The 25,723-nt window shown below is 43.4% G+C and carries 22 protein-coding genes; 18 read left to right on the plus strand and 4 right to left on the minus strand.

Features of this window, described 5'->3' with window-relative positions; all coding sequences use genetic code 11:
- Positions 1 to 260 precede the first annotated feature (260 nt).
- Positions 261 to 1,439, minus strand: a complete 1,179-nt coding sequence (locus tag MMA19_RS08295) for an alpha/beta fold hydrolase (RefSeq protein ID WP_240205963.1) — start codon at positions 1,437 to 1,439, stop codon at positions 261 to 263.
- 33 nt (positions 1,440 to 1,472) lie between these two features.
- Positions 1,473 to 1,844 carry a DUF333 domain-containing protein gene (locus tag MMA19_RS08300; protein WP_006070746.1) on the minus strand — a complete coding sequence of 124 codons (372 nt, stop codon included), beginning with the start codon at positions 1,842 to 1,844 and terminating at the stop codon, positions 1,473 to 1,475.
- Between the two features lie 194 nt (positions 1,845 to 2,038).
- Between MMA19_RS08300 and nfsB the strand changes: the two genes are divergently transcribed.
- Positions 2,039 to 2,692, plus strand: a complete 654-nt coding sequence (gene nfsB, locus MMA19_RS08305; RefSeq protein WP_240205964.1) for an oxygen-insensitive NAD(P)H nitroreductase — start codon at positions 2,039 to 2,041, stop codon at positions 2,690 to 2,692.
- A 44-nt stretch (positions 2,693 to 2,736) separates the two neighbouring features.
- Here nfsB and MMA19_RS08310 read toward each other — a convergent pair whose 3' ends face one another.
- Together MMA19_RS08310 and MMA19_RS08315 are read right to left on the minus strand one after the other, a co-directional pair.
- Positions 2,737 to 3,660, minus strand: a complete 924-nt coding sequence (locus MMA19_RS08310; protein ID WP_006070748.1) for a LysR family transcriptional regulator — start codon at positions 3,658 to 3,660, stop codon at positions 2,737 to 2,739.
- A 97-nt stretch (positions 3,661 to 3,757) separates the two neighbouring features.
- A complete protein-coding gene (locus MMA19_RS08315; RefSeq protein WP_124939794.1) occupies positions 3,758 to 4,780 on the minus strand; it encodes a zinc-binding alcohol dehydrogenase family protein in 1,023 nt (340 codons plus the stop codon).
- A gap of 252 nt (positions 4,781 to 5,032) precedes the next feature.
- On the opposite strand from MMA19_RS08315, the gene MMA19_RS08320 reads away from it, so the two are divergent.
- From MMA19_RS08320 to MMA19_RS08400, 17 genes are all read left to right on the plus strand, one after another.
- Positions 5,033 to 5,563 (plus strand): cytochrome b, encoded by a 531-nt coding sequence (locus MMA19_RS08320; RefSeq protein WP_240205965.1) that lies wholly within the window; start codon positions 5,033 to 5,035, stop codon positions 5,561 to 5,563.
- Positions 5,564 to 5,736: 173 nt separating this feature from the next.
- On the plus strand, positions 5,737 to 6,945 hold the full coding sequence (locus MMA19_RS08325) for an MFS transporter (protein ID WP_240205966.1): 1,209 nt from the start codon (positions 5,737 to 5,739) through the stop codon (positions 6,943 to 6,945).
- 144 nt (positions 6,946 to 7,089) lie between these two features.
- Positions 7,090 to 9,081 (plus strand): type VI secretion system tip protein TssI/VgrG, encoded by a 1,992-nt coding sequence (tssI, locus tag MMA19_RS08330; RefSeq protein ID WP_124939797.1) that lies wholly within the window; start codon positions 7,090 to 7,092, stop codon positions 9,079 to 9,081.
- On the plus strand, positions 9,081 to 9,665 hold the full coding sequence (locus MMA19_RS08335; RefSeq protein WP_006070753.1) for a hypothetical protein: 585 nt from the start codon (positions 9,081 to 9,083) through the stop codon (positions 9,663 to 9,665). The genes tssI and MMA19_RS08335 overlap by 1 nt, the downstream gene beginning before the upstream one ends.
- Complete coding sequence (locus MMA19_RS08340; RefSeq protein WP_038230304.1) at positions 9,662 to 9,964, plus strand: PAAR domain-containing protein; 303 nt, start codon at positions 9,662 to 9,664, stop codon at positions 9,962 to 9,964. The genes MMA19_RS08335 and MMA19_RS08340 overlap by 4 nt, the downstream gene beginning before the upstream one ends.
- Before the next feature lie 226 nt (positions 9,965 to 10,190).
- The gene (locus MMA19_RS08345) at positions 10,191 to 11,579 is read left to right on the plus strand and encodes a type VI secretion system ImpA family N-terminal domain-containing protein (protein ID WP_240205967.1); all 1,389 of its coding nucleotides are present in this window, start codon (positions 10,191 to 10,193) and stop codon (positions 11,577 to 11,579) included.
- 32 nt (positions 11,580 to 11,611) lie between these two features.
- Positions 11,612 to 12,133 (plus strand): type VI secretion system tube protein Hcp, encoded by a 522-nt coding sequence (locus tag MMA19_RS08350; protein ID WP_006070756.1) that lies wholly within the window; start codon positions 11,612 to 11,614, stop codon positions 12,131 to 12,133.
- A gap of 19 nt (positions 12,134 to 12,152) precedes the next feature.
- Positions 12,153 to 12,659 (plus strand): type VI secretion system contractile sheath small subunit, encoded by a 507-nt coding sequence (tssB, locus tag MMA19_RS08355; protein ID WP_006070757.1) that lies wholly within the window; start codon positions 12,153 to 12,155, stop codon positions 12,657 to 12,659.
- Entirely contained in the window at positions 12,656 to 14,134 is a 1,479-nt protein-coding gene (gene tssC, locus MMA19_RS08360; protein ID WP_240205968.1) for a type VI secretion system contractile sheath large subunit, read from the plus strand. Before tssB ends, tssC begins: the two co-directional genes overlap by 4 nt.
- Before the next feature lie 56 nt (positions 14,135 to 14,190).
- Complete coding sequence (locus MMA19_RS08365; protein WP_240205969.1) at positions 14,191 to 15,588, plus strand: type VI secretion system contractile sheath large subunit; 1,398 nt, start codon at positions 14,191 to 14,193, stop codon at positions 15,586 to 15,588.
- Entirely contained in the window at positions 15,585 to 16,001 is a 417-nt protein-coding gene (tssE, locus tag MMA19_RS08370; protein ID WP_031495885.1) for a type VI secretion system baseplate subunit TssE, read from the plus strand. Before MMA19_RS08365 ends, tssE begins: the two co-directional genes overlap by 4 nt.
- Positions 15,994 to 17,754 carry a type VI secretion system baseplate subunit TssF gene (gene tssF / locus MMA19_RS08375; protein ID WP_006070761.1) on the plus strand — a complete coding sequence of 587 codons (1,761 nt, stop codon included), beginning with the start codon at positions 15,994 to 15,996 and terminating at the stop codon, positions 17,752 to 17,754. The genes tssE and tssF overlap by 8 nt, the downstream gene beginning before the upstream one ends.
- Positions 17,745 to 18,701, plus strand: coding sequence for a type VI secretion system baseplate subunit TssG (locus tag MMA19_RS08380; RefSeq protein ID WP_240205970.1), 957 nt, complete (start codon positions 17,745 to 17,747; stop codon positions 18,699 to 18,701). Before tssF ends, MMA19_RS08380 begins: the two co-directional genes overlap by 10 nt.
- 44 nt (positions 18,702 to 18,745) lie before the next feature.
- On the plus strand, positions 18,746 to 21,352 hold the full coding sequence (gene tssH, locus MMA19_RS08385) for a type VI secretion system ATPase TssH (protein WP_240205971.1): 2,607 nt from the start codon (positions 18,746 to 18,748) through the stop codon (positions 21,350 to 21,352).
- 16 nt (positions 21,353 to 21,368) lie between these two features.
- Complete coding sequence (locus MMA19_RS08390) at positions 21,369 to 23,960, plus strand: MFS transporter (protein ID WP_240205972.1); 2,592 nt, start codon at positions 21,369 to 21,371, stop codon at positions 23,958 to 23,960.
- The gene (locus tag MMA19_RS08395) at positions 23,957 to 25,000 is read left to right on the plus strand and encodes an ABC transporter substrate-binding protein (protein ID WP_006070765.1); all 1,044 of its coding nucleotides are present in this window, start codon (positions 23,957 to 23,959) and stop codon (positions 24,998 to 25,000) included. The genes MMA19_RS08390 and MMA19_RS08395 overlap by 4 nt, the downstream gene beginning before the upstream one ends.
- A gap of 1 nt (position 25,001) precedes the next feature.
- Positions 25,002 to 25,721 carry a transporter substrate-binding domain-containing protein gene (locus MMA19_RS08400; protein WP_038222180.1) on the plus strand — a complete coding sequence of 240 codons (720 nt, stop codon included), beginning with the start codon at positions 25,002 to 25,004 and terminating at the stop codon, positions 25,719 to 25,721.
- The last annotated feature ends 2 nt before the right edge of the window (positions 25,722 to 25,723 follow it).

The following is a 25,723-nucleotide window of genomic DNA, read 5'->3' on the forward strand; positions in this document are numbered from 1 at the left end:
AACTTTTCCATTTGTTTACCTACTTGAGATGTTCAATACCTTGCTGAGTGAGGTATATTCCAAAGTAACTAAGTTAATTATCTATAATTAACCGTATATGTCATCACTATAGAATATAATTTGAGAAGTCGCTAACAAAAAAGTTGATTATGCAGGATATACGGCTGTTTAATAAAGTTTATTTTTGACGACGATCAACACAGCGTACTAGTTAATAAAAACACTTCGAGCCATTAATAAAAATAAATCTATAAATATCACTATTCTTGAGTCATAAATTCGATAACTCGTACCATCATAGGTTCAAAGTAAGGATTCCAACTCAATCTCGCGCTGATGGTATCTTCATTAAACAATCCCCAAGCTGAGTAAGACAAAGTTGGCATCTTAGCACAGTCGACCATATAGACCTCTCCTTCTTGAGAGCCACCGCATTGTCTCATCCACCCTCTACGTCCATACAAGATATTATCATCGCGATACAAGACAGAAATGTGTGAACCACTCTGTATGTTAGAATCTGGCAGTTTCATACTAAATTGCACGAAGCGCGGATCTGAGTAGTTCTGTTCACCAAACCAAATAAGTGAACTATTCTCGTTACTAAAGCGGGTTTTAAAGAGATCGTATATAACTTTGGAGTTTATTAACTCATCTGTTTCCGTCACTAACAGTAGTGCAGGCAATTCAAAAGGTTTCTCTTTTAGCGCGTCTTGAACATCAACCGCAGTTTGGTAGTACAGCGCCGCCCCATTCATTGCCAATGAATCATAGCGAGTAAAGTTCTGCTCCTTCTCGACACTTACCCAATCGACAAAATGACGCGCAAAACTCGCCATTGAAACTAGTGGGTCTTTCGGCGCAAACGCTGGCGAAAATAGCACAAGCCCCTGAATTGCTTTCGGATGAGCTAAAGCGTATTCAGTCACCAAATTGGTGCCTGTTGAAAAACCGCCTAACCATATTTTGTCGACATCATCACGCAGCAGGTTTACTTGATGTTCCACCGCCAAACGCCAGTCTTCATTGGTTGGGTTCATTAGATCAGCTGGTCGAGAACCGTGACCCGGTAACAACATGACATGAACTAAATAGCCATGCTCTGCTAAGTAAGGCGCAATATCGACAAAGGAGTAAGGCGAGTCCCCCAGTCCATGGACCAGTAATATACCTTCCCCATTCGGATTGTCAGGTAGCAGTCTGTAAGGGCTTACAACATCCATTTCGACTTGGTAACCGGCTCCGTGAAATACTCGAGTTTCATCAAGCCAAGTTCTAGTCTCATCGACATATTGTTCAAAACTGGATTGTGTATAAGGAGCGATAGAGCCCGAACTGGTATACATTTCGGGCTCTTGTTGGATAATTTGATTACTACAACCAACCATGACGAGTGCAATGATGAAAACGAAAAAACCTGTTACTTTACTCTTTTGCACTATACCGTCCTTGTTGTTAGCAGCAATACGAACTTAGCTGCTGGTAGATTGATGATCTCTGAAGTAGCTTTCGGCATCCATAACTTTACCGTCTGGGAGCGCACATTTGCTCGAATCTTGCATATAGACGCCACCTGTAGATTCACAATATCTCGCCGCCTCGTTTGGCATTTCCTTGTGGTTTTCTCGGTAATAATCCCAGGCGTCCACCATCTCACCCGACTTTAACGTACATTGACCACTTTGAAGATCATAAGAACCATGCTCTTCACAATATACTGCGGCAGGATTAGCCATCCCGATAGGTTGCTCTTTGTTAGCCTGGTCGCTGTTTGAGCATCCAGCTAATGCCAGCGTAGATACCGCAATAAGACCAGCAAGGTATTTTAAGCTATTCTTTTTCATATTATTTCCTCTTACTTACCTTAGATAAAGTTAGATGAATCTAATCAAACTTCAACCTTTTCCGCATATTGTGTGGGTAATCTAAGTTCTAGTATCTTCAAAGAATATTTGAAACTGCATCAAATTCCACAGTGTTTTTACTTGCGGCTGGTTTCGCTATCCTCGGGCTAACTCCGTTAAGTAGAGACACGTTTATGAACATTGCTGACAACGCTAAAAACCGCTATTCAACCAAAGTATTCGACCCATCTTTTAAGCTATCTTCCCAGCAGGTAGATGCGATTAAAACACTCCTCCGATTTAGTCCATCCAGTGTGAACTCTCAACCATGGCACTTTATCATTGCCAGTACTGACGAAGCCAAACAGCGTGTTGCGACTGCCACACAAGACCGCTACAGTTTCAATGCTCCCAAAGTGCTTAACGCTTCTCATGTCATCGTATTCTGTACAAGAACAGAAATTGATGACAACTACTTACAGTTGTTGCTAGAAAATGAAGAGAAGGACGGCCGCTTTGCTACTCCAGATGCAAAACTAGGACAACAGAATGGCCGACACTACTTCGTTGATATGCATCGCTCCGATTTGAAAGATGCTCAGCATTGGATGGAGAAGCAAGTGTACCTTAATGTAGGTACGCTCCTACTTGGCGCTTCGACTCTGGGTATTGATGCCGTACCTATCGAAGGGTTTGACAGCACTGTTCTTGATAAAGAATTCAACTTGGCAGCGCAAGGATACCGTAGTTCGGTTATCGTACCGCTCGGAAAACATGGTGAGCAGGACTTCAATGCAAAACTGCCTAAGTCGAGACACAGCTCAGACTACCTATTCAGTGAATGTTAACTATTTAAACGAGGTAAACAAAAACTAGCCTTATATGAATAGGGCTAGTTATTTAAAATGTCACTAACCTTGTCAAACTGACTTTGACACTTCTCTTTCAAGAACTTTTGGAATTCTCGAATAATTGGTCTTAACTGCCTCTTATCAGCACATACCATATAAAGCGGCACTGACTCACCTTGCCAGTCAGGTAGAACTTTTCTCAGCTTCCCCTCAATAATGTCCTGACTAGCGTCGATTAACGACTTATTGACGATTCCTCTGCCTTTTAACCCTAAACGCCTCACGACATCACCATCATTAGCTGATATCGCTCCTTTGGTCTCTATAACAACTTGTTGAGAATCGTAGGATAATGGCCAGTGGTTATGTACTGAGCCCGCCACCATAAAGCTGATGCAGTTATGTTGATTCAAATCGTTTGGGTGTAGCACTGGAGAGTGATGACGAATGTAGTCTGGGCTAGCACAAAGCACTCGAACATTCTGCGGACATAACGGTATTGCCACCATATTGGAATCTGGAAGTTCCCCATATCGAATAGCAACATCAATTGGTTTGCTATACATATCTACCAACTGATCAGATAACTCAAGACGAACCGTGACGTTTTCATGTAAGTCAGTGAACTCATTAATCCAATCAAGCAGTAAGTTTCGCCCAAAGTCAGACGGTGCAGACACATAAATGTTACCTGTTAGCGCGCCACGAGCATTTGCGATCTCCTCGACACCTTCATTCAAAGTTGCAAGAGCACAATTAACTTTGGCTAGGAATAGTTCTCCCTCTCCAGTTAAGCTCAATCTTCGTGTTGTTCGAACAAACAGCGGGAAGCCAACTTGCTCTTCTAAACGCTTTATTGATGCACTAACGGCTGCAGGCGTCATATCCATTTGATTCGCTACTTTAGAAAAACTACCTTGTTTGGCCGTTTCGGCAAACAAAGTCAGTTCGTTCAGTGCTTTCATGTTACTTTCACCATATTCACTACAATCTTTTCCATCATATACAAAAAATACCTCGACTCATAAAAGAAGAGGTATTTTTAACTAACATGCTGATTGTTTAATCAAAGTTGATGGCAAGCTTACCGATCATAGCGCCACTTTCCATCAATCGGTGCCCTTGCTTTAATGACTCTGCATTGAAGCCATTGATCTCTTTGGTCAAGGTTGATTGAATTCGTCCAGAGTCAATAAGATTAGCGACTTGTTTTAAGATATCACCTTGTTTGTACATATCCTGTGTTTTGTATATTGAGCGTGTGAACATAAGCTCCCAAACAAAACCGACTGACTTACCTTGAAGCTTACTAAGATCAATACCGCTATCAAACTCAACGATTGAACCGATCATGCCTTGAGGTGCAATAAGTTCTGCCATCGCATCCCAATGACCAACCGTGTCAGCGACATTGAAAATATAATCTACCGTCTCAAACCCCAAGTCATGAACAGATTCAACTAAGTTTCTATGATTGGCCACATAGTCTGCACCCATCTCTTTTACCCAAGCTTCGGTCTCTGGACGTGATGCTGTCGCTATAACCGTTAGGTTAGTGAGCTGTTTTGCAATTTGAGTAGTAATAGAGCCGACACCACCAGCACCACCGATAATTAATAGCGTTTTACGCTCTGACGGGTCTACACGAAGACGATCAAACAGAGCCTCCCATCCCGTTAATGCAGTCAACGGGACTACAGCCGCTTCTGCGTCAGTGAGCCCTTTTGGAGCTCTCGCGACAATTCTAGAATCAACAGCATGATATTGTGCGTTGGTGCCAGGGCGAGTGACATCACCAGCATAGTACACTCGTTCGCCCTCAGTGAAGTTGGTAACCTTACTGCCCACTGATACCACTTCTCCCACGGCATCAAAGCCCAGAACTCGTGGACTTTCTAATGTTTTATTCACTGCTGAACGAACACGTATTTTTGCATCTGCAGGGTTAACGGAAATGGCCGCAACTTTTACAAGTAGGTCGAATTCGCCGATTTCAGGCATAGCCATTTCAAACTCATACAAGCTGTTTTCTTCATCGATAGTTTTTGATTCACTAAAACCGATTGCTTTCATCATTGTTGTCATAACGTGTTCCTCTATAGTGTCTAGCTGCAAGTGTTCTTGCTCAATGACTTAACTATAGGTTGAGAGAAGGAAGCTAAAAACCACCAAAGACTTGAAACACTTTCAAATAAAAACCGATGTATCTAACAAGCTCAAAACTCCAGATGATAAGTATTCTTATCTTTACTTAACTTTACACATATGCATCTAGAACAAAAAAAGAGCATAAGGAATAATTATCGCCATAAGCCCACAACAAAAATATGGACTAATATGCTCAACAACAAACTTAGTAAACCTACCATGGTGTTTCATTGGCTAACTGCTGTTTTCTTTATAGCGACGCTTGCCATAGGACTTTATCTCGGCGATATGGCCAATGGCCCAGACAAAAATGAGCTAAGGAATCTTCATAAATCACTCGGAGTACTTGTGATGTTTGCAGCTTCCATCAGGCTAGTTTGGCGCCTGAAAGAAGGCATGATCGGTTCCATCAAACAGCTACCTGCGTGGCAAGAGAAATCTGCCCACTTTGTTCACTGGTTTTTGCTTTTAGCTACAATAATGATGCCCCTATCTGGAATCACTATGAGTATCGGAGGAGGACGTTCGGTCGAGTTTTTTGGCATAAGTCTTATCTCAGCAGGAGAGAAAATCGAATGGCTACAACAAATTAGCTCTACCATTCACTTCTCATCTGTGAACATTGCAATCGCTACACTTGTATTGCACGTTCTGGCAGCCCTAAAACACCAACTCGTTGATAAAGATGGCACACTCTCACGTATGTTAGGCAGAAGCTAAAAACATAATTTCAAATGATGAAAGCACCACTTTTTGGTCTTTCATCATTTGATGTCATTAGAAGACGGGGCGTAATTATTCGATTGTGAGAAGGTAACGGGGAGTATGTTACTTGTTTCTCTGTCCAATTCCTTGAAAATTCATGAGTAAATTATTAATAGAGGTTCTCACTCATGAATGGCATTCGACTGTGGCATTTCGCACAAGCTTCTCTTGGTATTGTCCAATGGGTTGGTATTGCGATTCTTCTCAACCCAATCATCATTGAAAGAACATCTAGTGGCGCACTACTAGGCCAAGTCATGGCACTCATTGGAGGTGCGGGTTTATTAGCACCGTTGATTGGTGGGATGGCCGATCGTTATTGTTGTCATCGTCTACTACAACGAATGGCCTTGTTTATTCATTTTATTGCTCTGTTAATTCTTTACTTCGCTGAGACAACCGCAGCAATCTACTGGACAGTAGGTATTCTGATAGGCATTGGTAGTGTCGCATTGTTAGTACTGAATCCGACCTTTGTAATCGCGTCTAGCAAAAACCAAAATGATGAAGGCCGGGGTCTAGCCAGCTTATATCAATGTCAGTTCTTTGGTGTTGTTGTGACTGGTTTACTTATTTCAATTGCTGACTTCTACCATGTGCCAAGTGACGATCAGCTGCTTATACTTATGTCTTTGGTCATCATCGTGCTTTGTTTGGTTTCTGTTTGCCCTCCTCCATCCATTGAAACGGATAAATCCTACTTTGAGGGTGCTGAGAAGAAATCAGCTAATGAAACCACTTCACAACAAGGTGCGGCACCTTGGTTTCTCTTTTTGTTGGCAGTCTTCTTCTCAATGTTTCTCTCTTCTAACCTGATGGAACTTGGTCCTTTGCTAATCAAAGAAGTTTATCAAGTCAATATCGGCAACTCCGCACTTGGTATGGCTATCTCTGCCATTATCAGCATTTTTATGCTCGAATCGGCCGGAAGATGGATGCAAAGAAGCGGGCCATTTAAAGTTTGGTATGCCGCTCAAGTGATTTATTTAATAGTCGGCACTCTATTTTGGTTAACTGCTGGAAATGATGTTCAGGCTTTCGTGCCTATCGCACTGTTAGTGTTACTCATGCAAGCAATGTCTTGGAATGACATGATCATTCCATCCATCGCAGGTCGTTTGAGTCCCAATTCTCCAGCGTTAACTCAGGGTCTTTTGATGTTATGTATGGCAGGCGGTTTTGGTGTCGGCGCAATGCTTGCTGGCTTATCCATTGATAAATTCGGCTACGCATCAGTATTCACCTTGTCATTAATCGGGATTATCATTGCGCTCTTGTGTATAGGATTACTCACCCTGTCTACCCAGAAAAACCGATGTACCATTTCTGCCTCTTAAAGCCCCTTTCCGCTACACACCCAAAGCACAGTAACTCGATACTGTGCTTTGATATTGCTCACATTCTTCCTTAACTGCCTATACTGTTTAGTATCTAGTGCTAATCTTAGAATATTATCAAAGGCTTAGTTCAAGGAAGACAGAATGGCCGATCTATACTTGGCATCGACCAGTGAGTTCACTGCCAAAGATTATAAGAACAATGAGTACCTAGTAACTCATGCGACAATTCAAGAGCGGTTCTTTGAACCTTTTGAGATCAATCTACAACTGGTCGCAAAAGGGCTCTCTGCCTCTGATCAACTCGGTCAGACAATGACGCTTAATCGCTATACTTTTGAGTCAGGCTCACAAAGCCTAGTGCGTAGCTTTCATGGCTACATCGCAAAGATCGTTTGCACGGGTTTCGATGAAACTCAGCAATATGCGTTTTACAACATCACTTTACGGCCTTGGCTATGGTTACTTAACTTTTCTAAGAAAAGCCGTGTTTTCCAAAACCAATCAACCAAAGATATCGTTTCTTCTGTGTTTAGTGATGCCGGTTTCTCAAGCCTATTTACAGCCAAATCTCTACCAAGTACCAAACGTGAGTACTGCATACAGTTCAATGAAACGGATTATGACTTTGTCTGTCGGTTGCTTGCTCAAGAAGGAATTCAATTTCACTTTGAACACACATCAAGCAGCCATAAACTGATCTTACAAGACGCGGAGAAACCATACAGCAAAGCGGATATCAATAAGTTCGATATGGCTAACCTACCCTCTGGTAGCAACCCACTCATTCAATCTTGGCATTCTGACCTTCAGTTTCACGGAACGAGTTTGGAGCTCACTGATTACGACTACAGTCAATCTAAGTTGCTCTCCAGTAAAGCAAGTAAATCGAGCAATAAAATCGCCAATAACACTAAACTAGCCGCAACACATTTTTCTAACGATAGCGTTTCTGGAGACATGACCGATCTGTCCACTCTGGTCAAACGTCGTGTGGAAGCGATAGAAAGCCAGTACAGTACAATACAGGCATCCAGTGATGTAGACGCATTTTATGTGGGGCAATACTTTTCACTAGCCAGTCACACAGACAATACACAGTTGGGTGAATACTTAGTAGTCTCGCAAACCGTTCAATATGATGGCCAGTCAAGCGGTCAATCGAATTGCCAAACTCAAATCACTGTAGTGCCCAATTCCACTCCCTATTTGCCAACCGTCATTGACAAACCTTCAATTCAAGGCGTTCACAACGCCGTAGTTGCAGGAAAAACAAGTGGTGATATTAGTCAGGATGACCAGGGGAGAGTAAAAATCCAATTTTTGTGGGACAACGAAACGAGCGGCGATGATACCAGTTGCTATGTTCGCGTTGCTCAACTAATGGCGGGAAAAGGTTACGGGACACAGTTTATCCCACGAGTTGGCCAAGAAGTGCTTGTCACTTTCATTAATGGCGACGCGGATAAGCCAATTATTACTGGCTCGGTATACAATAGTCAGAATGCTCCTCCATATAAGACAGCAAACTCTACTCAAACTGGTATTAAAACCATGCTTAAAGGTCAGAGTAATGAGTGGTACTTCGATGATAAAAAAGATAACGAACTGTTTTATCAACATGCCGCTAAGGACTTTACCTTAGAAGTAGAAAACAACGTCACCACGACCATCAAAGGTGAAGTCGCCTATAAAGCGACCAAAGCTATTACCTATACCGCTGAGGATGCGATGACGATGAGCGTTGCTAAAGCGTTTAGCGGCAAAGCCAAGACCGTCAGCATTGAGGGCGAAGACTCTCTAGAGCTAAAAGTAGGCTCAAGCAAAATCACCATCAGCTCTTCCTCTATCAAGATTGAATCTAGTGCAATCGAAATTAAAGCCTCTAACGCACTAAAACTTCAGGGTATGACGTTGGATGCCAAAGGCTCAACGTCTGCCAAATTATCCGCTGCGTCTGTAACTGTAGACGCCTCAGGAAGTGGAACTATAAAAGGGGCGAGCTTGACATTAGACGCCCAGACGACTTTAACCGCTCAAGGAAAGCTCTCAGCCGATCTCAAGTCAAACCTGAAAGCATCCATTAACGGTGCTGTCATGTCTGAAGTCAAAGGCGCTATAGTGAAGGTAAATTAATGATGACTCAACAACTTCAGTATCGAAAGATACCCTACGTAAACCCTGAGCAAATCACGCCATTGTTTAGTGCTTCAGAGGATCTCACTGAGATACTAGCTCAGTCACAGAGCATTGAAGATTTTATAGCGACATTGCAAGAGAAAGAGCTCTATTTCGATCTGGTTCAATTTCTTGCACACGCTTTACCGGTAAGGGAAGCCATCCTTTGGGCTTACTTATGCCTTGAGATTCGGATGCCGGACTGGAACAAAACACAACAGACTTGCCTTGCAAGCTGCAAACAATGGGTATTTGAACCAAGTGAAGAGGGAAGGCGGCGCTGCGAACTCTATGCAACTCGATTAGAGTTAAAGTGCGCACCATCATGGTTAGCACAAGCTGTATTTTGGAACGGTGCTGGTAGTATTGTGTCACCTGAACTCCCCAGTGTACTCCCCGACCCCAAGCTATACGCCAAAGCCTGCGCTGGGGCCATTAACACCGCCGCTGCGATACCTGAATGGGACAAGCATGCCGACTATTATCAACAATCCATCGCAGTCGCTCTCAATATAGCTCATGGAGGCTTAGGAAAGTTATGACTTTGCCAGCAGCTCGTTCAACAGACATGCATGTCTGCCCAATGCAAACACCTGCAGTGCCCCCTATTCCGCACGTAGGAGGGCCTATTATTGGGCCAGGAGTACCAACCGTTTTAATCGGGAACATGCCTGCGTCAGTCATGGGAGACATGTGCACATGCGTAGGGCCACCGGACAGCATAATTAAGGGCAGTGCGACAGTGCTTATTTGCAATCGGCCAGCAGCGAGATTAGGTGACACAACAGCACACGGAGGTACCATTGTTGCGGGAATGCCCACAGTCCTAATAGGGGGATAAACCCCTAATTTTATTATAGTTAATTAGCGTTCGCGTGTGACGTCGTTCCAATATTCCTACCGAAAAGCAAAAAAATGACGAAATTTCACAAATTTCCGAGACTTTCTGAAAAACGCTTCTAATATTAAAGCAATGTAATCATGTTGTTAAGCTATTGACACTTTAAAAAGTAAATAGTTTTGTTAATTGCTTTGATATGCATAAATGAAATAAACCAAGGAATGGTATGTACAGTTTCGATGACCTATCAGGCGCTCTATCGGAAGACGCTCCCAGTGGACAATACTTAAAGCTTGATCGCGGCGAATATAGAGCGATCAGAAATGGATATAACACCGCCCTTTCATCCTTTAGACAAATGTTAGAAGCCCCAGATGCATTTGCTGACGAAGAAAAGTCTGAACTCAATGATCAAAACTGGCAGCAGTTTAGAGAACAGCTCAACGAAGCACTCGGTTCGAAAACAAAAGATACGGAACTTTGGAGCTGGTACATAACTAGCTTGTCATTTGACCGAGAACCTATACCGAAGCTGATTGAAGGTTTTAAGCTTCTTCAAAACTACATTGACAACTTCTGGGATACCTTGCATCCAACACTGCCTGACAACAAGGTCAAGGCGACGGATGAGTCTGGAAAACAAAAAGAACTGGTGGAGTTTCGCATCAAACCGTTATCGCAGTTCATCGGTGACGCACCCGAGGCCTCCGCGCTCTTTATGCCAACACAGTTCATTCCTCTTGTTGGCAACATCACTTATTCTCGCTATTTCCAAGCAGAACGCAGCGGCACATTGAGTGATCTGCAAAACGAAGCTAACGACGCTTTTAGCCTTGAATGTACCGACTTGATTCTCGGCTTAGGGCAATTGGTAGAGCAGGTAAATCAGGTAGAAACTGTACTTGCAGAACGTTGTCAAAGCCATGGCGTCCAAGCGCTCAGCTTTAAATTCGTCCGTGAAATCTTCGAAAGCCATTTAACGGCACTGCGAACATTAATCGGTAACCAATATAGTCAGTGGCCTTTAGACGATATGAACACTGAAGCAGCTTCTGGCGAGGCTCAATCTCAACCAGATAGCTCTGAGCAGTCAGACGAGTCAGACGCTCACGATAATATAGACTCGGTCAGTTCTAATCCAGATACCGTTAGTATTCCCGATGCGACGCCTAATAAAGCACCAGAATCTACACCCCCTATTTCAGCGACAGTTTCAACTATCTCTACACAGCCTCTCACAAGAGACGCCGCTTATAATCAATTGAGAACTCTGGCGGACTTCTTTAAGCAAACTGAACCACATAACCCAACTAGTTACCTACTTGAACGGGCAATTGTTTGGGGACAACTACCCTTACCAGAACTGATGAAAATTCTGGTAGGAAATAATTCCAATGCACTTAATCAAATCGATTCACTGATTGGAATGAATGACGCCCCTATAAACATGAAAAACAGTTCACTATCAACTCAGTCTGGTGGTCACTCTAAGCAGTACACAGAGTCTCCTACTAGCAACTCGAATGATGCCGAATCCTCGGCCTCAAACCAATCCAACAACAATGAAGTAACTCAAGCTACCGCAAATTCAGACGTTTCTGATTTTGAATGGTAACGGTTTAACGCGATACGCGAAGGAGAAAACTGATGGCTTCTATTTTTATGAGAATTGACGGAACCAAACCTAAAGGTGCAGCAACCGTTGAGAAAATTGGTGGTAAAGATGGGTTCTTTGCCATTGATAATGTTTCTTGGAGCGCCGTTCGTGGCGTAGGTATTGATGTTGGTAATGCCAACAATGCTGACCAAGGTATGGTAGCTCTAGGGGAAATCACTATTGGCCGTGGCTGTGATGGTGCCTCACCTTACCTTACAACTTTCTTATATGCACCAGGTGCTGAAGGTAAAACCATTGAAGTGGTGATGACTAAACCAAATCGCGAAGGTTCCGGTGCTGATCCGTACCTTATCTTAACGCTGAAAAACGCACGTATGTCTAACTACACAATGACTGGAACAAACGGTTCATTACCAAGTGAGAGCTTTGCGCTTACCTACACCGAGATTTCAAAAGCTTACTATATCGAGGGAGAAGGCGGAAAAATCGAGAAAGGCCCAGAAGTCGGCTTTGATGCAACTGAAGCGAAAGTCACTTCAACCGCTAGCTAATTAATCAAGGAGAGATGTTGTGGCACTAAATTCTCAGCACAAACGCGTAAGTAAGAACCGCGTTAGCATCACATATGATGTAGAAACCAATGGAGCAGTTGAAACAAAAGAGCTGCCTTTTGTTGTGGGTGTAATCGGTGATTATTCTGGTCATAAACAAGACAAAGAAGATGTTGAAGATCGCACATTCTATAACCTAGACAAAGATAACTTCGATCATGTTATGAAACGCGTTGGTCCTGAGTTATCCATGAAAGTAGACAATGTTCTTGCCGAAGATGATAGTCAATTTGAAGCAAGCCTTAAGTTTAATTCTATGAAGGACTTCGAGCCTGAAGCCATCATTGACCAAGTCGAGCCCTTAAAAAAGCTCGTAGAGACTCGCAATCAGTTGAAGGTACTACTTTCTAAGGCTGATCGCTCTCGTGATCTAGAGAAGTTATTGAAAGAAGTGTTGCAAAGTGCAGACACCATCAACGCCTTATCTCAAGAACTTGGTATTGAACAGAAAGGAGCAGAAGAATGAGCACTGAATCAGACGTACAAGGCCAACCGTCCGCTGAGGAAGGCTCACTGAGTTTCCTTGACAGAGCGATTGAAGCCACAACACAAACTCCTGCGGATACAACTAAAGAGCTGTTTTCAGTACTTGCTGAACAGGCACTTTCAGGCACCGTAACGTGGGATAAAAACTTAACTAAAACTATTGAAAGCGCCATCGGCGAAATCGACAAGAAGCTGTCAAAGCAGCTTTCTGCGGTGATGCAACAAGACGACTTTCAAAAGCTTGAAGGTTCTTGGCGTGGTCTACAAAAACTCGTCAAAGAGAGCGAAACTGGGCGTTCATTGAAAATCAAAATGGTTGATTTCTCACAAGATGAATTGCTCGAACAATTTGAAGATGCACCAGCTATAGACCGCAGTCCTCTCTTCAACGCCCTGTATCAAGATGAATACGGTACAGCAGGTGGTGAGCCCTACGGCACATTCATCGGTGACTACGAGTTCAGCGCAAAAGATGAAGATGTCGCACTTCTTCGTTACATGGGCGAAGTAGCTGCAGCGTGCCACGCTCCATTCATTGCCGCAGCCAATGCGCAAATGTTTGAGTTCAATGACTTCTCTACATTTGAAGAAGGCAAACCTGTCGCAGCAGGCTTTGACTCTCCTGCATACGCTGCTTGGAACTCGTTTAGGGAAAGTGATGACGCGCGTTATGTCACTCTGACGCTTCCTCGTACTATGGCACGCTTACCATATGGACAAAAAGGGCTAAGCACAGACGTCTTCGCTTATGAAGAGCTGGATGTTGATATGGATGGTAATCCGAATCCGAAGAATAACGATGAACTTGTCTGGTCTAATGCGGCGTATGATCTAGGTCTTAAGATGACTCAAGCATTTACTGCATATGGCTGGTGTACTGCTATTCGAGGTCTTGATAACGGCGGTAAAGTAGAAAACCTGCCTAACCTAACGTACAAGACTGAGGCTGGCGATCTAGTCCAGCAATGTCCAACAGAAGTGAATCTCACCGACGAACGAGAGAAAGAACTCAGCGACCTTGGTTTCCTTCCTCTAGTTCATTACAAGAACACCAACTATGGCGTTTTTATCGGCGGGCAAACTACCCAAAAACCGAAAACCTATACCGATCCGGATGCTACGGCTAACGCTGCTATCTCCGCACGACTGCCATACATCATGGCAAGTGGTCGAATTGCCCATTATTTGAAAGTAATGGGACGTGATCGTTTGGGTTCAAACATTGAAGCACCCGATATTCAACGTGAACTTCAACTTTGGATCGACCAATACACCAACGCAGGTGCGATTGGTAACGATTCTCGAGCTCGTACGCCACTGGCAGAGTCTCGTATTGAAGTGGTTGAACAGCCGGGTAAACCTGGGGCTTACTCTGCGATTGCACACCTAAGACCATGGCTTCAACTCGAAGAACTTACCACCTCTGTTCGCATGGTTGCGAAGATTCCTGGTTAATTGTGATAAGCCGCAACCTTTGTGGTTGCGGCTAAATGCTGCGGTAGTTGATGTAGATGTTTAGTACAGACTGGCAAAAACAATTTAACGCGCTCGACCCCAAACAAGATTCATACTTGTTTGACGCACTCGCAATGATGGTCGAACTAGCAAAAAAAGAACACCAATACTCTACTTATTCAGCAGAGCGTATTATTGCGCAAATTACTCAACTCATTCTTGTCTTAGATGAGCGCCTTTCCAAACAAATGGATCTCATTCTGCACAATGACGACTTTCAAGCTCTAGAGGCTAGCTGGCGTCAAGCGCTTTACCTAGCAACACAACCAGTCAGCAGGCAAAGAACCAAACTCAAAATTCTTGATATGAGCTGGGAAGAGGTATCAAACGACCTCAATCAATCATATTCCATCAAACAAACTTTTTTGTTCAATACCATTGGCAATAAAGAACTTAATACGCTAGGTGGACAACCCTTTGGTTGTATCGCCTTCACACACCCTATTTCCATGGACCTAGACGTTAATAGCGAATTTGACGACATCTACACACTGGGTCTAATTGGTCAACTGGGTGAACAAACTTTATGTACCATGCTAGCTTCTCCTGATTCACTTTTTTTTGCCGACTCGGGCGCCGATTGGCTTTCCAATACACAAAGAATAGAAAAGGTCTTAAACGGCCCAGATTACACAGCTTGGCAAGCTCTGCGCAAGCAACCTAGTGCTCGTTTTCTTGGCTTAGCGATGCCACGTATCAAATTGCGTCAACCGTACAAAGATCATCGCTGTGGATTCCTTTATCAAGAAAAAGGCGACACGCTTTGGGGATATGCCAATATTGCTTTCCTATCTACGGTCATGAAGGAACACCATCGTATCGGTTGGTTTGGCTTCCTAAAAGCTCGTTGGAGTGATAAAGAACAAGGGGCTCTTCTGACATGGAAACACAAAACATCTGAGCTTACTTACAGCGAATGTGACAGTTATTTATTTGGTAGAATCGCTAGCTTTTATTCCAATCAAGGTTTCATCTCTCTCGCAAGAAACGCACTAACAGGCAAGCTCTACTTCTCTGGTAACAATTCAGTGTGGGCACCATCAGATAGCGATAACGACAAAGTTTTGGCTCAACTACAAACGACACTGATGTGCTGCCGTGTCGCCCATTTTCTCAAAGTTCAAGTGCGTGAAATGATTGGTAACTTCAGTGATGCGCGAGAATGTGAACAGTTTCTACGAAACTGGATTGAGAAATTCTCCAGTAATGTGAACTACGCCAACGAAGAGACCTTGGCAAAATATCCTCTCAGCAAAGCACACATTGCCGTTAACGAGATAGAGTCCCTTCCCGGCCATTTCTCTTGCACGTTACGAATGGTTCCCCAATATCAGTTCGACCATTTTAACGGTGAAGTGGTGTTAACTACGGAGCTTGGGGAGGTCAGCCAGTGAGTTTCTACAATGCTTTTATTCAGTCATCTCGCCAAGACGATGAGATTGACGATATTCGCTACCATCTGACTCGATTACTAGAGTCTGAAGCACCGTTAATTGCTGTCGAAAACAGTCTTTCTGAGGTCAGACGTTCTAGCTTTACCTTCGGTATTACTGATGTTCAGCTGTTGACCGCCAACCTCGACCAAACACAGTTGGCAAGAAAAATAGAAACATGGCTTACCACATATGAACCGCGATTATCCGATGTTTCTGTGGAGATGTTAGAACGCCGGGAAGGTCAAAACTGTATTCAATTTACCATTGTAGCCAAGCATCTATCTCAGGACGGAGAACAAACCCTCGTCTTTGACTCGAAAATAGCGCTTGGTGACTTCAGTGCCAAGATATCAGAGGAAGAATATGACTGATCCTTTGCTTCGATACTATGAAAGAGAGTTAGCTTTAGTAAAGCGTTCCTTAGGGTTCTATGCCGAGGAGCACTCTCATATTGCCTCATTACTCGATATGCATCAGGGGCAAATCGAAGATCCCAGCCTCGCGCGCTTGCTGGACGGTGTTGCCTTGCTCAACGCTAAAACAGAAATGGCATTGGAGACCCAATATTCGCAAGTTATCGATAGCTTGATAGACGTGATATACCCTTCCATCAATCAACGAGTTCCAAGTATTGGTTACGCAGAATTGAATGCACCGGATGGTATTACAGAGAACGCGAATATTCCATTGGGTAGTCAATTTTCAAATATGATTGGGGAGCAAGAGTGCTTGTTTCAAACGGTTGATAACTTAGCGATCAACCCATTCAGCATAACAGATATTTCAGCAACCACTGCACCGTTCTCAGTCCATAAGCCAGAAGAGGCGGAACTGGCCAATGCTGCGCTTCAGATTCAATTATCAACGGGAGATGAAGGTGTCTACTTTTCCTCGCTAGCTTGTTCTGACTTAAACTTCTTTGTAAAAGGTTTCGCTAACAACGCAGACTTATTAGTAGAACTCCTGCTCTCAAACTGTCTCGCTATCTCTCTGTCAGATCGTGAAAATAACACAATTGCAGAATTGAGTGGCGTGCAACTACAGAGCCGTGTCGGTGATCCTGATTTTAAGTTTTTACCCGCAAAAGGTAATCAGTTTGATGGCTTTCAAATCATAAGAGAGTTTTTCTTATTCAAAGAAAAGCGACAGTTTTTCATTATAAGAAATTTCGCTAGCGCTATTAGCAAAGTTAATGACCATCAATGTACTTTGAATATCTTCCTGAATGACATTCCTTCTGAGTTTTTGCGTTTATTTGATACCGACGTCATTCGTTTAAATGTTGTGCCCGTAATTAATACTTTCGAGCACATAAGCGAACCGATTACTGTCGATGGGCGTCGCCTCGCTTATCCTATTCAACCTAACAGTGGCAATGACTCTGTCATCGACATCATCAAGATCCAATCAGTCAAACAAATCACTGCATACGGAGATGTCGAACTGGTGCCTGTTCTAGGGGACAAATACAAACACAGCAAAAAGACACACGGTACAAGTACTGCCTATTGGGAAGCGAAAATGAACTTAGAGCGACAGTTTGAAGTCGTCGTTTCAGAGTCTCTTTATCAATCGGAAAATGCCACGCTAATTGCACGTTTATTGTGCTGCAATGACAAACTGGCCTGTAGTGCGTCTGGTGAGCTTGAATGCCGAGAGAGCATTGATCTCCCCGGAGTCATGACCCTGATGTACCCGCCATCCGCGCCGCAAGATGTACAAAATAGTGAAAAGTCATTAAGCCAGCTGATTGGGCTTTTAACATGTAACTTTAACTCCTTGCTGCAAAGCGATGATCCCGCATCCATGCTAAAAGGAATTTTTAAGCTATTCGCTCATGATGCCAAAAACCTCGATGAAATTAACACCATCAACAATGTGAAATTCCAAACGCAAGTCTCTACCCTGCGAGTTCACAATAAAAATGTATTTGTCCCGGGTACAGAAATCACGGTAGAGCTCAACTCTGAGATGCCCTATCACTCGTTCTCAATAGTCATGAACGAGTTTTTCAAACAATTCTGCAGCTTTGACCGCTATATACAACTTAGTGTCAATCTATATGGTAAGCCGCAAAGCGGCCTCTGTTTCGCGAAAGTTCACGGGAATCAGTTATGTCTTTAAACCTATCTAGTTCACCTATGAACGGTCTCTGCAATCAGCCCGATGATTTTGAGTTTGCTCAAGCTATTCGTGTTCTTCAATCGTATTGTTCTGACAATCCTCAGAACCGGACTCGATTGAAACTAGAATCAGAAGTCATTCCCAGTGGAGATTTAAATGACATTAGTCAGATAGAAGTCACCAATAGACAAATACGTTTATCTATCGCAAAGACGGCTTTGTCCGGTGTATATGGTGTCATCCCTGATTACATCTATGAAGAATTGCTTGAAGCACTACATCAGGAAGACGAAGGATTAAAAGCCTTTCTTGATGTCTTCAACCAACGTCAATTTGAGCTTACTTACAAACAAGAGACACGCGCTTGGTTACTGCTTCAAAATGAGCAAAACAATAAGTTAAGTAACACGCTTTATCATTTGTCAGGATTGGAAAATAGCAATCGTCATTTGATTCAATATACCATGCTGCTCGGTCAAAATAGCAGAAACATTCGTACGTTAGAGCAACTATTAAACGACTACTACGAACTAAAGATATCGGTACAGGTCACCCCATATGAGACTCGAAAGCTACCTGAAGCCGCAACTAGCAATATTGGTAAATCTGTTAGGTCTAGGAAAAACAATAAATTAGGACACGGTTTATTAATAGGAAGTCGCTGTGATGTACCTAGTGCCAGCATTAAAGTTTATATCGAGCCTCAGAATAGACGCGAAGTCGAACAGCTCAAACGGGATTCAAGATTAGCAAACGATGTGAAGTCAACGGTTCAACATTATCTCAAAGATGATACTCCAGTAACGATCTATCTTCTCATTCTTAGGCAGCATCTAAATGCACCAGTTCTTAGCTCCAACGCTTTAAGCTCTGCGAAACTGGGAGAAGTCGACTGCTTAGCTCCTGAGCGTTTTCCACAATCCAAGGTACGAATAAGGCTACGCTGATCTAGCTTTAGGACTCTAGGGACATCAAAAAAGGGAATTTATACATGGCACAAGTAACACTCACTAATTTAGTTAGCAAACTCTCACCCGAGTTAAAGCAGGCTCTAGAAGTATCGGCTGGAGCAGCAATGAACCAAGGGGTGCCTGCTATCGAAGTAGAACATTGGATTTTGCAGCTCATCTCGCAGAAAGACAAAGGTCTAGAAAATCTCTGTCGTTCTCAAAACATTGCTCAAGATGCTTTGGTTAGTGAACTCACAGATAAAATCACGCGTCTTCCCAAAGGAAGTGAAGGACAACCAACACTAAGCCATGAGCTCACTGAATTGATTAAAGATGCTTGGATGATTGCCTCGGTAAACTACGGACATGGTGAAATAATCAGTCTGCACCTTATTCAGTCCATGCTTCAACAAAACGTAATGGGTGTTTCCACTTTGAAACTTGAGAGTTTGAAAGATGTTTCCACGGAATCTTTACAAGGTCTTATTCGAAAAAGTGGCGCGTCGACTTCTACCACCTCCCCTGGCACCAGCACAGGTGTTGAGTCGTCTAGCGGTGGCGATGCGCTCTCAAAGTACACTATCAACCTGACCCAACAAGCTCAAGATGGCAAGATCGACCCCATTTCTGGACGCAACAGTGAAGTGCGCAAAGCTATTGATATTTTGTGCCGTAAGAGACAAAACAACCCTATTTTCGTAGGAGAACCTGGCGTCGGTAAAACCGCAGTGGTTGAAGGCTTAGCGCTTCGAATTGCAACTGGCGAGGTGCCAGCGGCGATTCAAGGTGTTCAAATTCACTCTCTCGACCTTGGGCTCCTCCAAGCAGGAGCAAGCGTTAAGGGTGAATTTGAAAACCGACTAAAAGATGTCATTAACGAAGTTAAAAGCTCCGAGGAGCCCATTATCGTCTTTATCGATGAAGCACACACGTTAATTGGTGCTGGCGGTGCAGCCGGACAAAATGACGCTGCTAATCTGTTGAAACCGGCCTTGGCTCGTGGAGAATTCAAAACCATCGCAGCAACAACGTGGGCGGAATACAAAAAGTACTTTGAGAAAGATCCTGCTTTAACCCGAAGATTCCAAGTTGTCACCATTGAAGAACCAAACGCAGAAGACGCAATGCAGATGCTAAGAGGGGTTGCCGACTCACTTCAAGGACATCATGGTGCCTTCATTACCGAATCAGCCATTGCAGCCGCCGTTAATCTGTCAATACGCTATTTACCATCAAGACAACTTCCAGACAAAGCCATTAGCTTGCTCGACACTGCAAGTGCTCGAATTGCCTTAACCCAAGGCGCAAAGCCAGAAATTATCGAGTCTTTAGAGCAAATGATTCGTTATCAAGAAAACGAATTGATGGCATTGGCTAAAGAGCAAGCGCTATTCGGTGGCAATGAAGCCGATATTGCAGAAGTCACACAGCAAAAAGAGCAAAAACAAAACAAACTCGATGCCTTGAATAGCCAGTGGAATCAAGAAGTTGAGCTAGTTGATAAAATTAAAGCAATACAATCTGATATCAGCAACGCGAGCGAAGAAACCGAAAACCCTGAGCAAATGACTGAAGAACTGAACAAGCTGCGAGATGAACTGGCAGAGTTACAAGGAGAGACTCCTCTGGTTCACGCATTAGTTGATGAAGGAACGATCGCTGAAGTGATTGCAAACTGGACCGGAATTCCCGTTGGAAGCATGTTGAGTGATGAAATTAATAAGCTGCTTACTCTGGAAACCGAACTTGATAAGCGAGTGATTGGGCAGAATGTGGCAAAACAAGAGCTCGCTAAAGCAATTCGTATTTCCAGAGCTGGCTTGACGGACAACCGTAAACCTATCGGCGTATTCTTGATGTGTGGCCCAAGTGGTGTTGGTAAGACTGAAACCGCTATGGCACTTGCAGAACAGCTCTATGGTGGTAGCAACGACATGACCATCATTAACATGACGGAGTTTAAAGAAGAACATAAAATATCAATGTTGCTCGGTAGTCCGGCGGGCTACGTGGGCTTTGGTGAAGGCGGTGTATTAACCGAAGCGATTAGACGCAACCCCTACTCTGTTCTGTTACTTGATGAGATGGAGAAAGCACATCCTGGTGTCCACGATCTCTTTTATCAAATCTTCGATAAGGGACATATCAAGGACAGTGAAGGCCGCAGTGTCGATTTTAAAAATACCATTATTATCATGACTTCAAATGCGGCTGACCAAGCTATTTGCGATGCTTGTGACGAAGCTGAGTCCCAGCTTGATAACAGCACGCTGTTAGAAATGATTCGACCTGACCTTCAACGTTACTTTAAACCTGCATTTTTAGGCCGTACGACCATTGTGCCTTACTACCCACTTAACGATAGTGAGTTAGGCAAGATAACCGAAATATCACTGAATCGTATTAAGAAAAAACTGGCTGAGCAATACCAAGCATCATTCCGATGGGATGAGTCGTTCATTAACTACGTTGTGGAGAAAAACAACGACCCAACAACTGGCGGTCGTGCGGTAGAACAGATCATTAATCGCTCGCTCATGCCCAAGTTAGCTGAAGAGTGTATTAATCGCTTGAGCAGACAAGAAGCCATAAATCATGTGGAGGTCTCCGGTGATGACAAAAATGGTTTCTCTTTAAGTATTAGCTAGCAAAAAGGCGATAGTGATGAGTCGACAAAAAACGGATATTCAGGATGAAAGCGTAAACAGCAAGTCTCGCGGTATGTTACCGGGGCTTAGCTTCAAGCTTTCTTTCGCTATTTTTGTCGTCTTGTCACTGTCTATTTTCCTGACCACCAGCTTAAACTACCTAAATTTTGATAAGCGTTTAACTGAGACGACTGACTCCAAATATAAGGTGGTCATGCAAGAAACCTTGTCCGACATCAACAATGCTATTGCCTTCGGTGTTCCTTTGCATGGCATCAGCAATGTACAGTCTCTATTGGAACGTCATTTAGCCAGCGTTTCTGGCCTAATCGCTCTTGAAGTTACCGATAGACAAACTGAGCGGCTCTACTTTGCCAACCACGCTGAGGTCTCTATCGCAGAGAGCCAAACTAAACAGCTACGCACACCTATTTACAATGCATTCGGTCAGTTGGACGGCGAGATCTCACTCACTTACTCCCTCGAACATTTAGGCTCGTTGCGCAGTGGGCTCATTTCAAAAAGTGCTTTCTACGCTGTAATTTGGATCGTTATTGCGACACTGTGTAATTTAATTTTCATTCACGGCATCACAAAGCACATGTTGCGCCGAACCTCCGAGGTCGATCAATGCTTGTCGTCGCAAGAAATTGCAGGATGTAAATTTGAGCTTGCAAGCCAAATTATGGAAGGCAACCAACAGCATTTAACCCGTTGGCAAAAATTCAGACAAAGACACACCACGATGTTGATTCTGGTGTTGGCATTCACCACCACTTTTGTTGCCAACTTTATGACTTCATTACAAATGATGGACTACTTCGCGGATATCTATCAACAAGAATTAAACGAAAAAGCCTCCATTATTGCCTACTCCCTCGTTCAATTACTAGATTACCTCATCGCTAGTGGCTTTGATGTCGCTAATCTACGTGGTCTTGATAGTGAACTAGCCAACTATCTGATCAATCACAACGACATTATCGCGATTTCTATCGTCCAAGAATCACAAACATTAGTGAACGCTGGTGCTCAATTCGATGAGTTGCAACTCAACACCCATTTATTTCCACTCAATAACCACGACACCATCGCCTTAACCATATCATCGGACAAAAATCTCGTTGCCACTCTCCTCAAAGAGAACTTGCTCGATATGTTATCCATATTGGTTGCCTCTTTGCTAGTCGTTACTGAAGTGATTCTTTTCCTATGTAACTATATGATCATGTCACCGTGGCACCAATTAAAACAGTTAGTTGCTCGGCTCAGTAAAGGCTTTACAGACACGACTGCTAAGGTCACAAGCCGCGATGAAATCAGCTCGCTGCTTGCAAAAATCAACCGAACAACTCTAGCAGAAAACACCTCACAAACATCGATAATTGAACATCAGAACTATCGTTTTGTCCGCCTGCCTTTATTTTTGTTTGTCTTTGCCGAGGCGGCATCTCTCTCTTTCTTTCCCAACTATGTCTCGACCTTAGTGATGGATGTCTCTTGGATACCATTAAGTATGCAAGCGAGTTTTCCTATCTCGTTATTCATGTTGGTCTGGGCGATTTCTCTACCCTTTGCAGGATACTGGTCAGATAAATTGGGACGACGTAAGGCGCTAATTATCGGTGGTTTAGTTATCACAGTTGGCATGGTTTCCACCAGTTTGTGCAATACATTATCTGCGATGCTTCTCAGCAGAACGATTACCGCATTAGGCTATGGATTAGTGTTTATTTCAGCGCAAGGTTTTGTCAGTGACTATACCGACAATTCAAATAGAACCAAAGGTATGGCGACGTTCTTGTCTTCGTTCTTCTCGGGCTCCTTGTGCGGAGCAGCTATAGGAGGCTTGCTTGCTGACCGTATTGGATATAGTGGCACCTTCTTCTTAGCTTCGGGGATCAGCGTCGTTGGCGTGTTGTTAGTTTGGCGCTTCTTCGAACAAGGCGACAATAACCAGTCTTCAGTACCAATTAAGCTATCCGACTTCAGTGATCTATTGAGCAATAAACACTTTGCTCTTATAAGCTTTTGCAGCGCTATTCCAGCCAAAGTAGTTCTTACCGGCTTTCTCTATTATTTATGCCCCGTTTATCTGCAGCATCTTGGCGAGAGCAATGCCATGTCCGGACGTATTTTGATGATCTATGGGTTAGCCATTGTGGTTATCTCGCCCTTAACCGCGATATGGATAGACAGATTTAAGAACAAACTTGTCTTCGTAGTGATTGGCGGACTGTTGTCCTCATTTGCTTTGCTCAACATCTATTACTTTAATGGCACCCTTGGATTGCTAGTTGTTGTTCTCGTTGTTGGTGTCGCTCACAGCATCGGTATTTCACCACAGATCCCTTTAGTGATGAGTCTAATGAAAGTCTCCACCAGTGAACGGGGAAAAGCGATTGGTATTTTTAGACTTACAGAGAGGATCGGTAATGTGACAGGCCCTATTTTAACTGGAGCATTGCTTGGCATTTATGGGTTTATTAACACCGTAATGATCCTAGGCGGACTGCTATTCGTCAGCACTATAAGCCTTGTATTGGTGTATTACTTTTGGCAAAAGAAAGACAAAATATTTAGTGACGTTGAAGGAGCTTCCGCATGATTAAATCGCTTCAATCCATCGTCTTAATCGTAACTTTGCTGCTGACGTCGATAGTCTCGGCAAATGAAGATAGTCCCAACTCTAACTTGCAGGACTCCAAACATGTCGTCATGCTGCTTTGGCGAGGAGTGACTCAAGCAGAGCAAGGGTTTGTTGATGAAATGAATAAGAATGATAGCGTCCGAATCACTATTTTAGATGCGGATAAGAACCGAGAAACTTTAGCAAAGCACATCGACTCCCTTGAAGGTCTTAGACCTGATCTTGTTTATACCTTTGGGACCACCATTACCTTGTCACTTTTGGGTAGCACTAATGCCCCTACAAAGTTTAATAGTAGCGGTGAAATACCGGTTGTTTTTAATATTGTGAGCGACCCTATTGGCTCAAAAATAGTAGATAGTGTGGATAGTTCACAAAGAGCCCAAAACTATACTGGGGTTAGCCATATTGTCCCCTATGAAGTGCAGCTTAACGTCATCAAAGAACTGGGAGACATCCGTACTGTTGGTATTTTGTTTAACCCTTTAGAAAACAATTCGCAAATAGCCGCGAACACTTTACTGGCCGTCGCGACACAAAACGGTATTAACGTCAAACGCTACCCAGTCCAGAAAACGACTAACGGAATAGAAAAGGCCAATATTCAATCTTTGGTCGTCGAAATGAAGAACGACGACGTGGATTTAGTGTACCTACCGGCAGACTCGCTACTGATATCGAATGCTAAAGTAATTACTGATATTGTTCACAGTGCGGGGCTACCTACTTTCTCAGCCACAGAATCACCAATACGCAATAGCGGTGCGCTTGTTGGTGTTGTTAGCCGCTATTATTATGCTGGTCAATTTGCGGCCTTTAAAGCGCAGCAAATACTCACCGAAGACACTTTTGCTGGAGATATACCCATTGAAACGCTCCAACAGTTTTCCTATATCGTTAATGCCGATACCGCAAATCTAATTGGGTATTTCCCTCCCGTTTCTATGTTGAAAATTTCAGAGTTAGTAAGGAATAAGGATGTTCTTGAAACCCCATAACATGACAAGTTATCTATCATTTTCAAGGCGATGTACTTTGTTGCTCGCTAGCACCATAGTTGCATATGGTGCTACGGCTAATACGATAGGTCCATCTAGGTTGATGTTAACAACCCAAGACTGGCCTCCCTATCAATATTATGAACACGCCGAGATGAAAGGTGTTGCGATTACTACAGTGAAGTGCGCACTTGGTTCAATGGGTCAACCATACCAATTTACTATGACCAGTTGGTCTGATGCCCAAATGCGAGTCCAAAATGGCAATCAGCATGGTTTTTTTGTCGCGACCGAAACTCTGGAGCGAAATGAGTATGCAGCAGTTTCAACCCCAATCGCCGAACAGAAGATTAACTGGTACTTCGGGGCTGGTGTCGATCCCAAGATCACCGAATTAAATAAACTCAACCTCAAATTTTCTGCAAAATTTGGGTCAAACAAATGGTTTTGGCTTAAAAGACAGGGATTTAACGTAGTGAAGCAGCCAAGAGATGCTAAAGTTTTATTAAAGCTGTTAAAACAACGTGAAATCGACATTGCACTCGAAGACCAACTGGTTTTTGAAAATGAGTTAGACGTAGCTGGATTGTCCAAAGACTACTTTCGCTCACAGCATATGGAAACAAAAAAGATGGGGGTCTACTTTTCAAATCGATTCCTCAACGAATACTCTGGGTTCTTAACAAGCTTTAATCGCGCAGTGGAAAAGTGTAAGGGGTAACC

This window comes from Vibrio sp. CyArs1 (assembly GCF_022432925.1).
Taxonomy (GTDB): domain Bacteria; phylum Pseudomonadota; class Gammaproteobacteria; order Enterobacterales; family Vibrionaceae; genus Vibrio; species Vibrio mediterranei.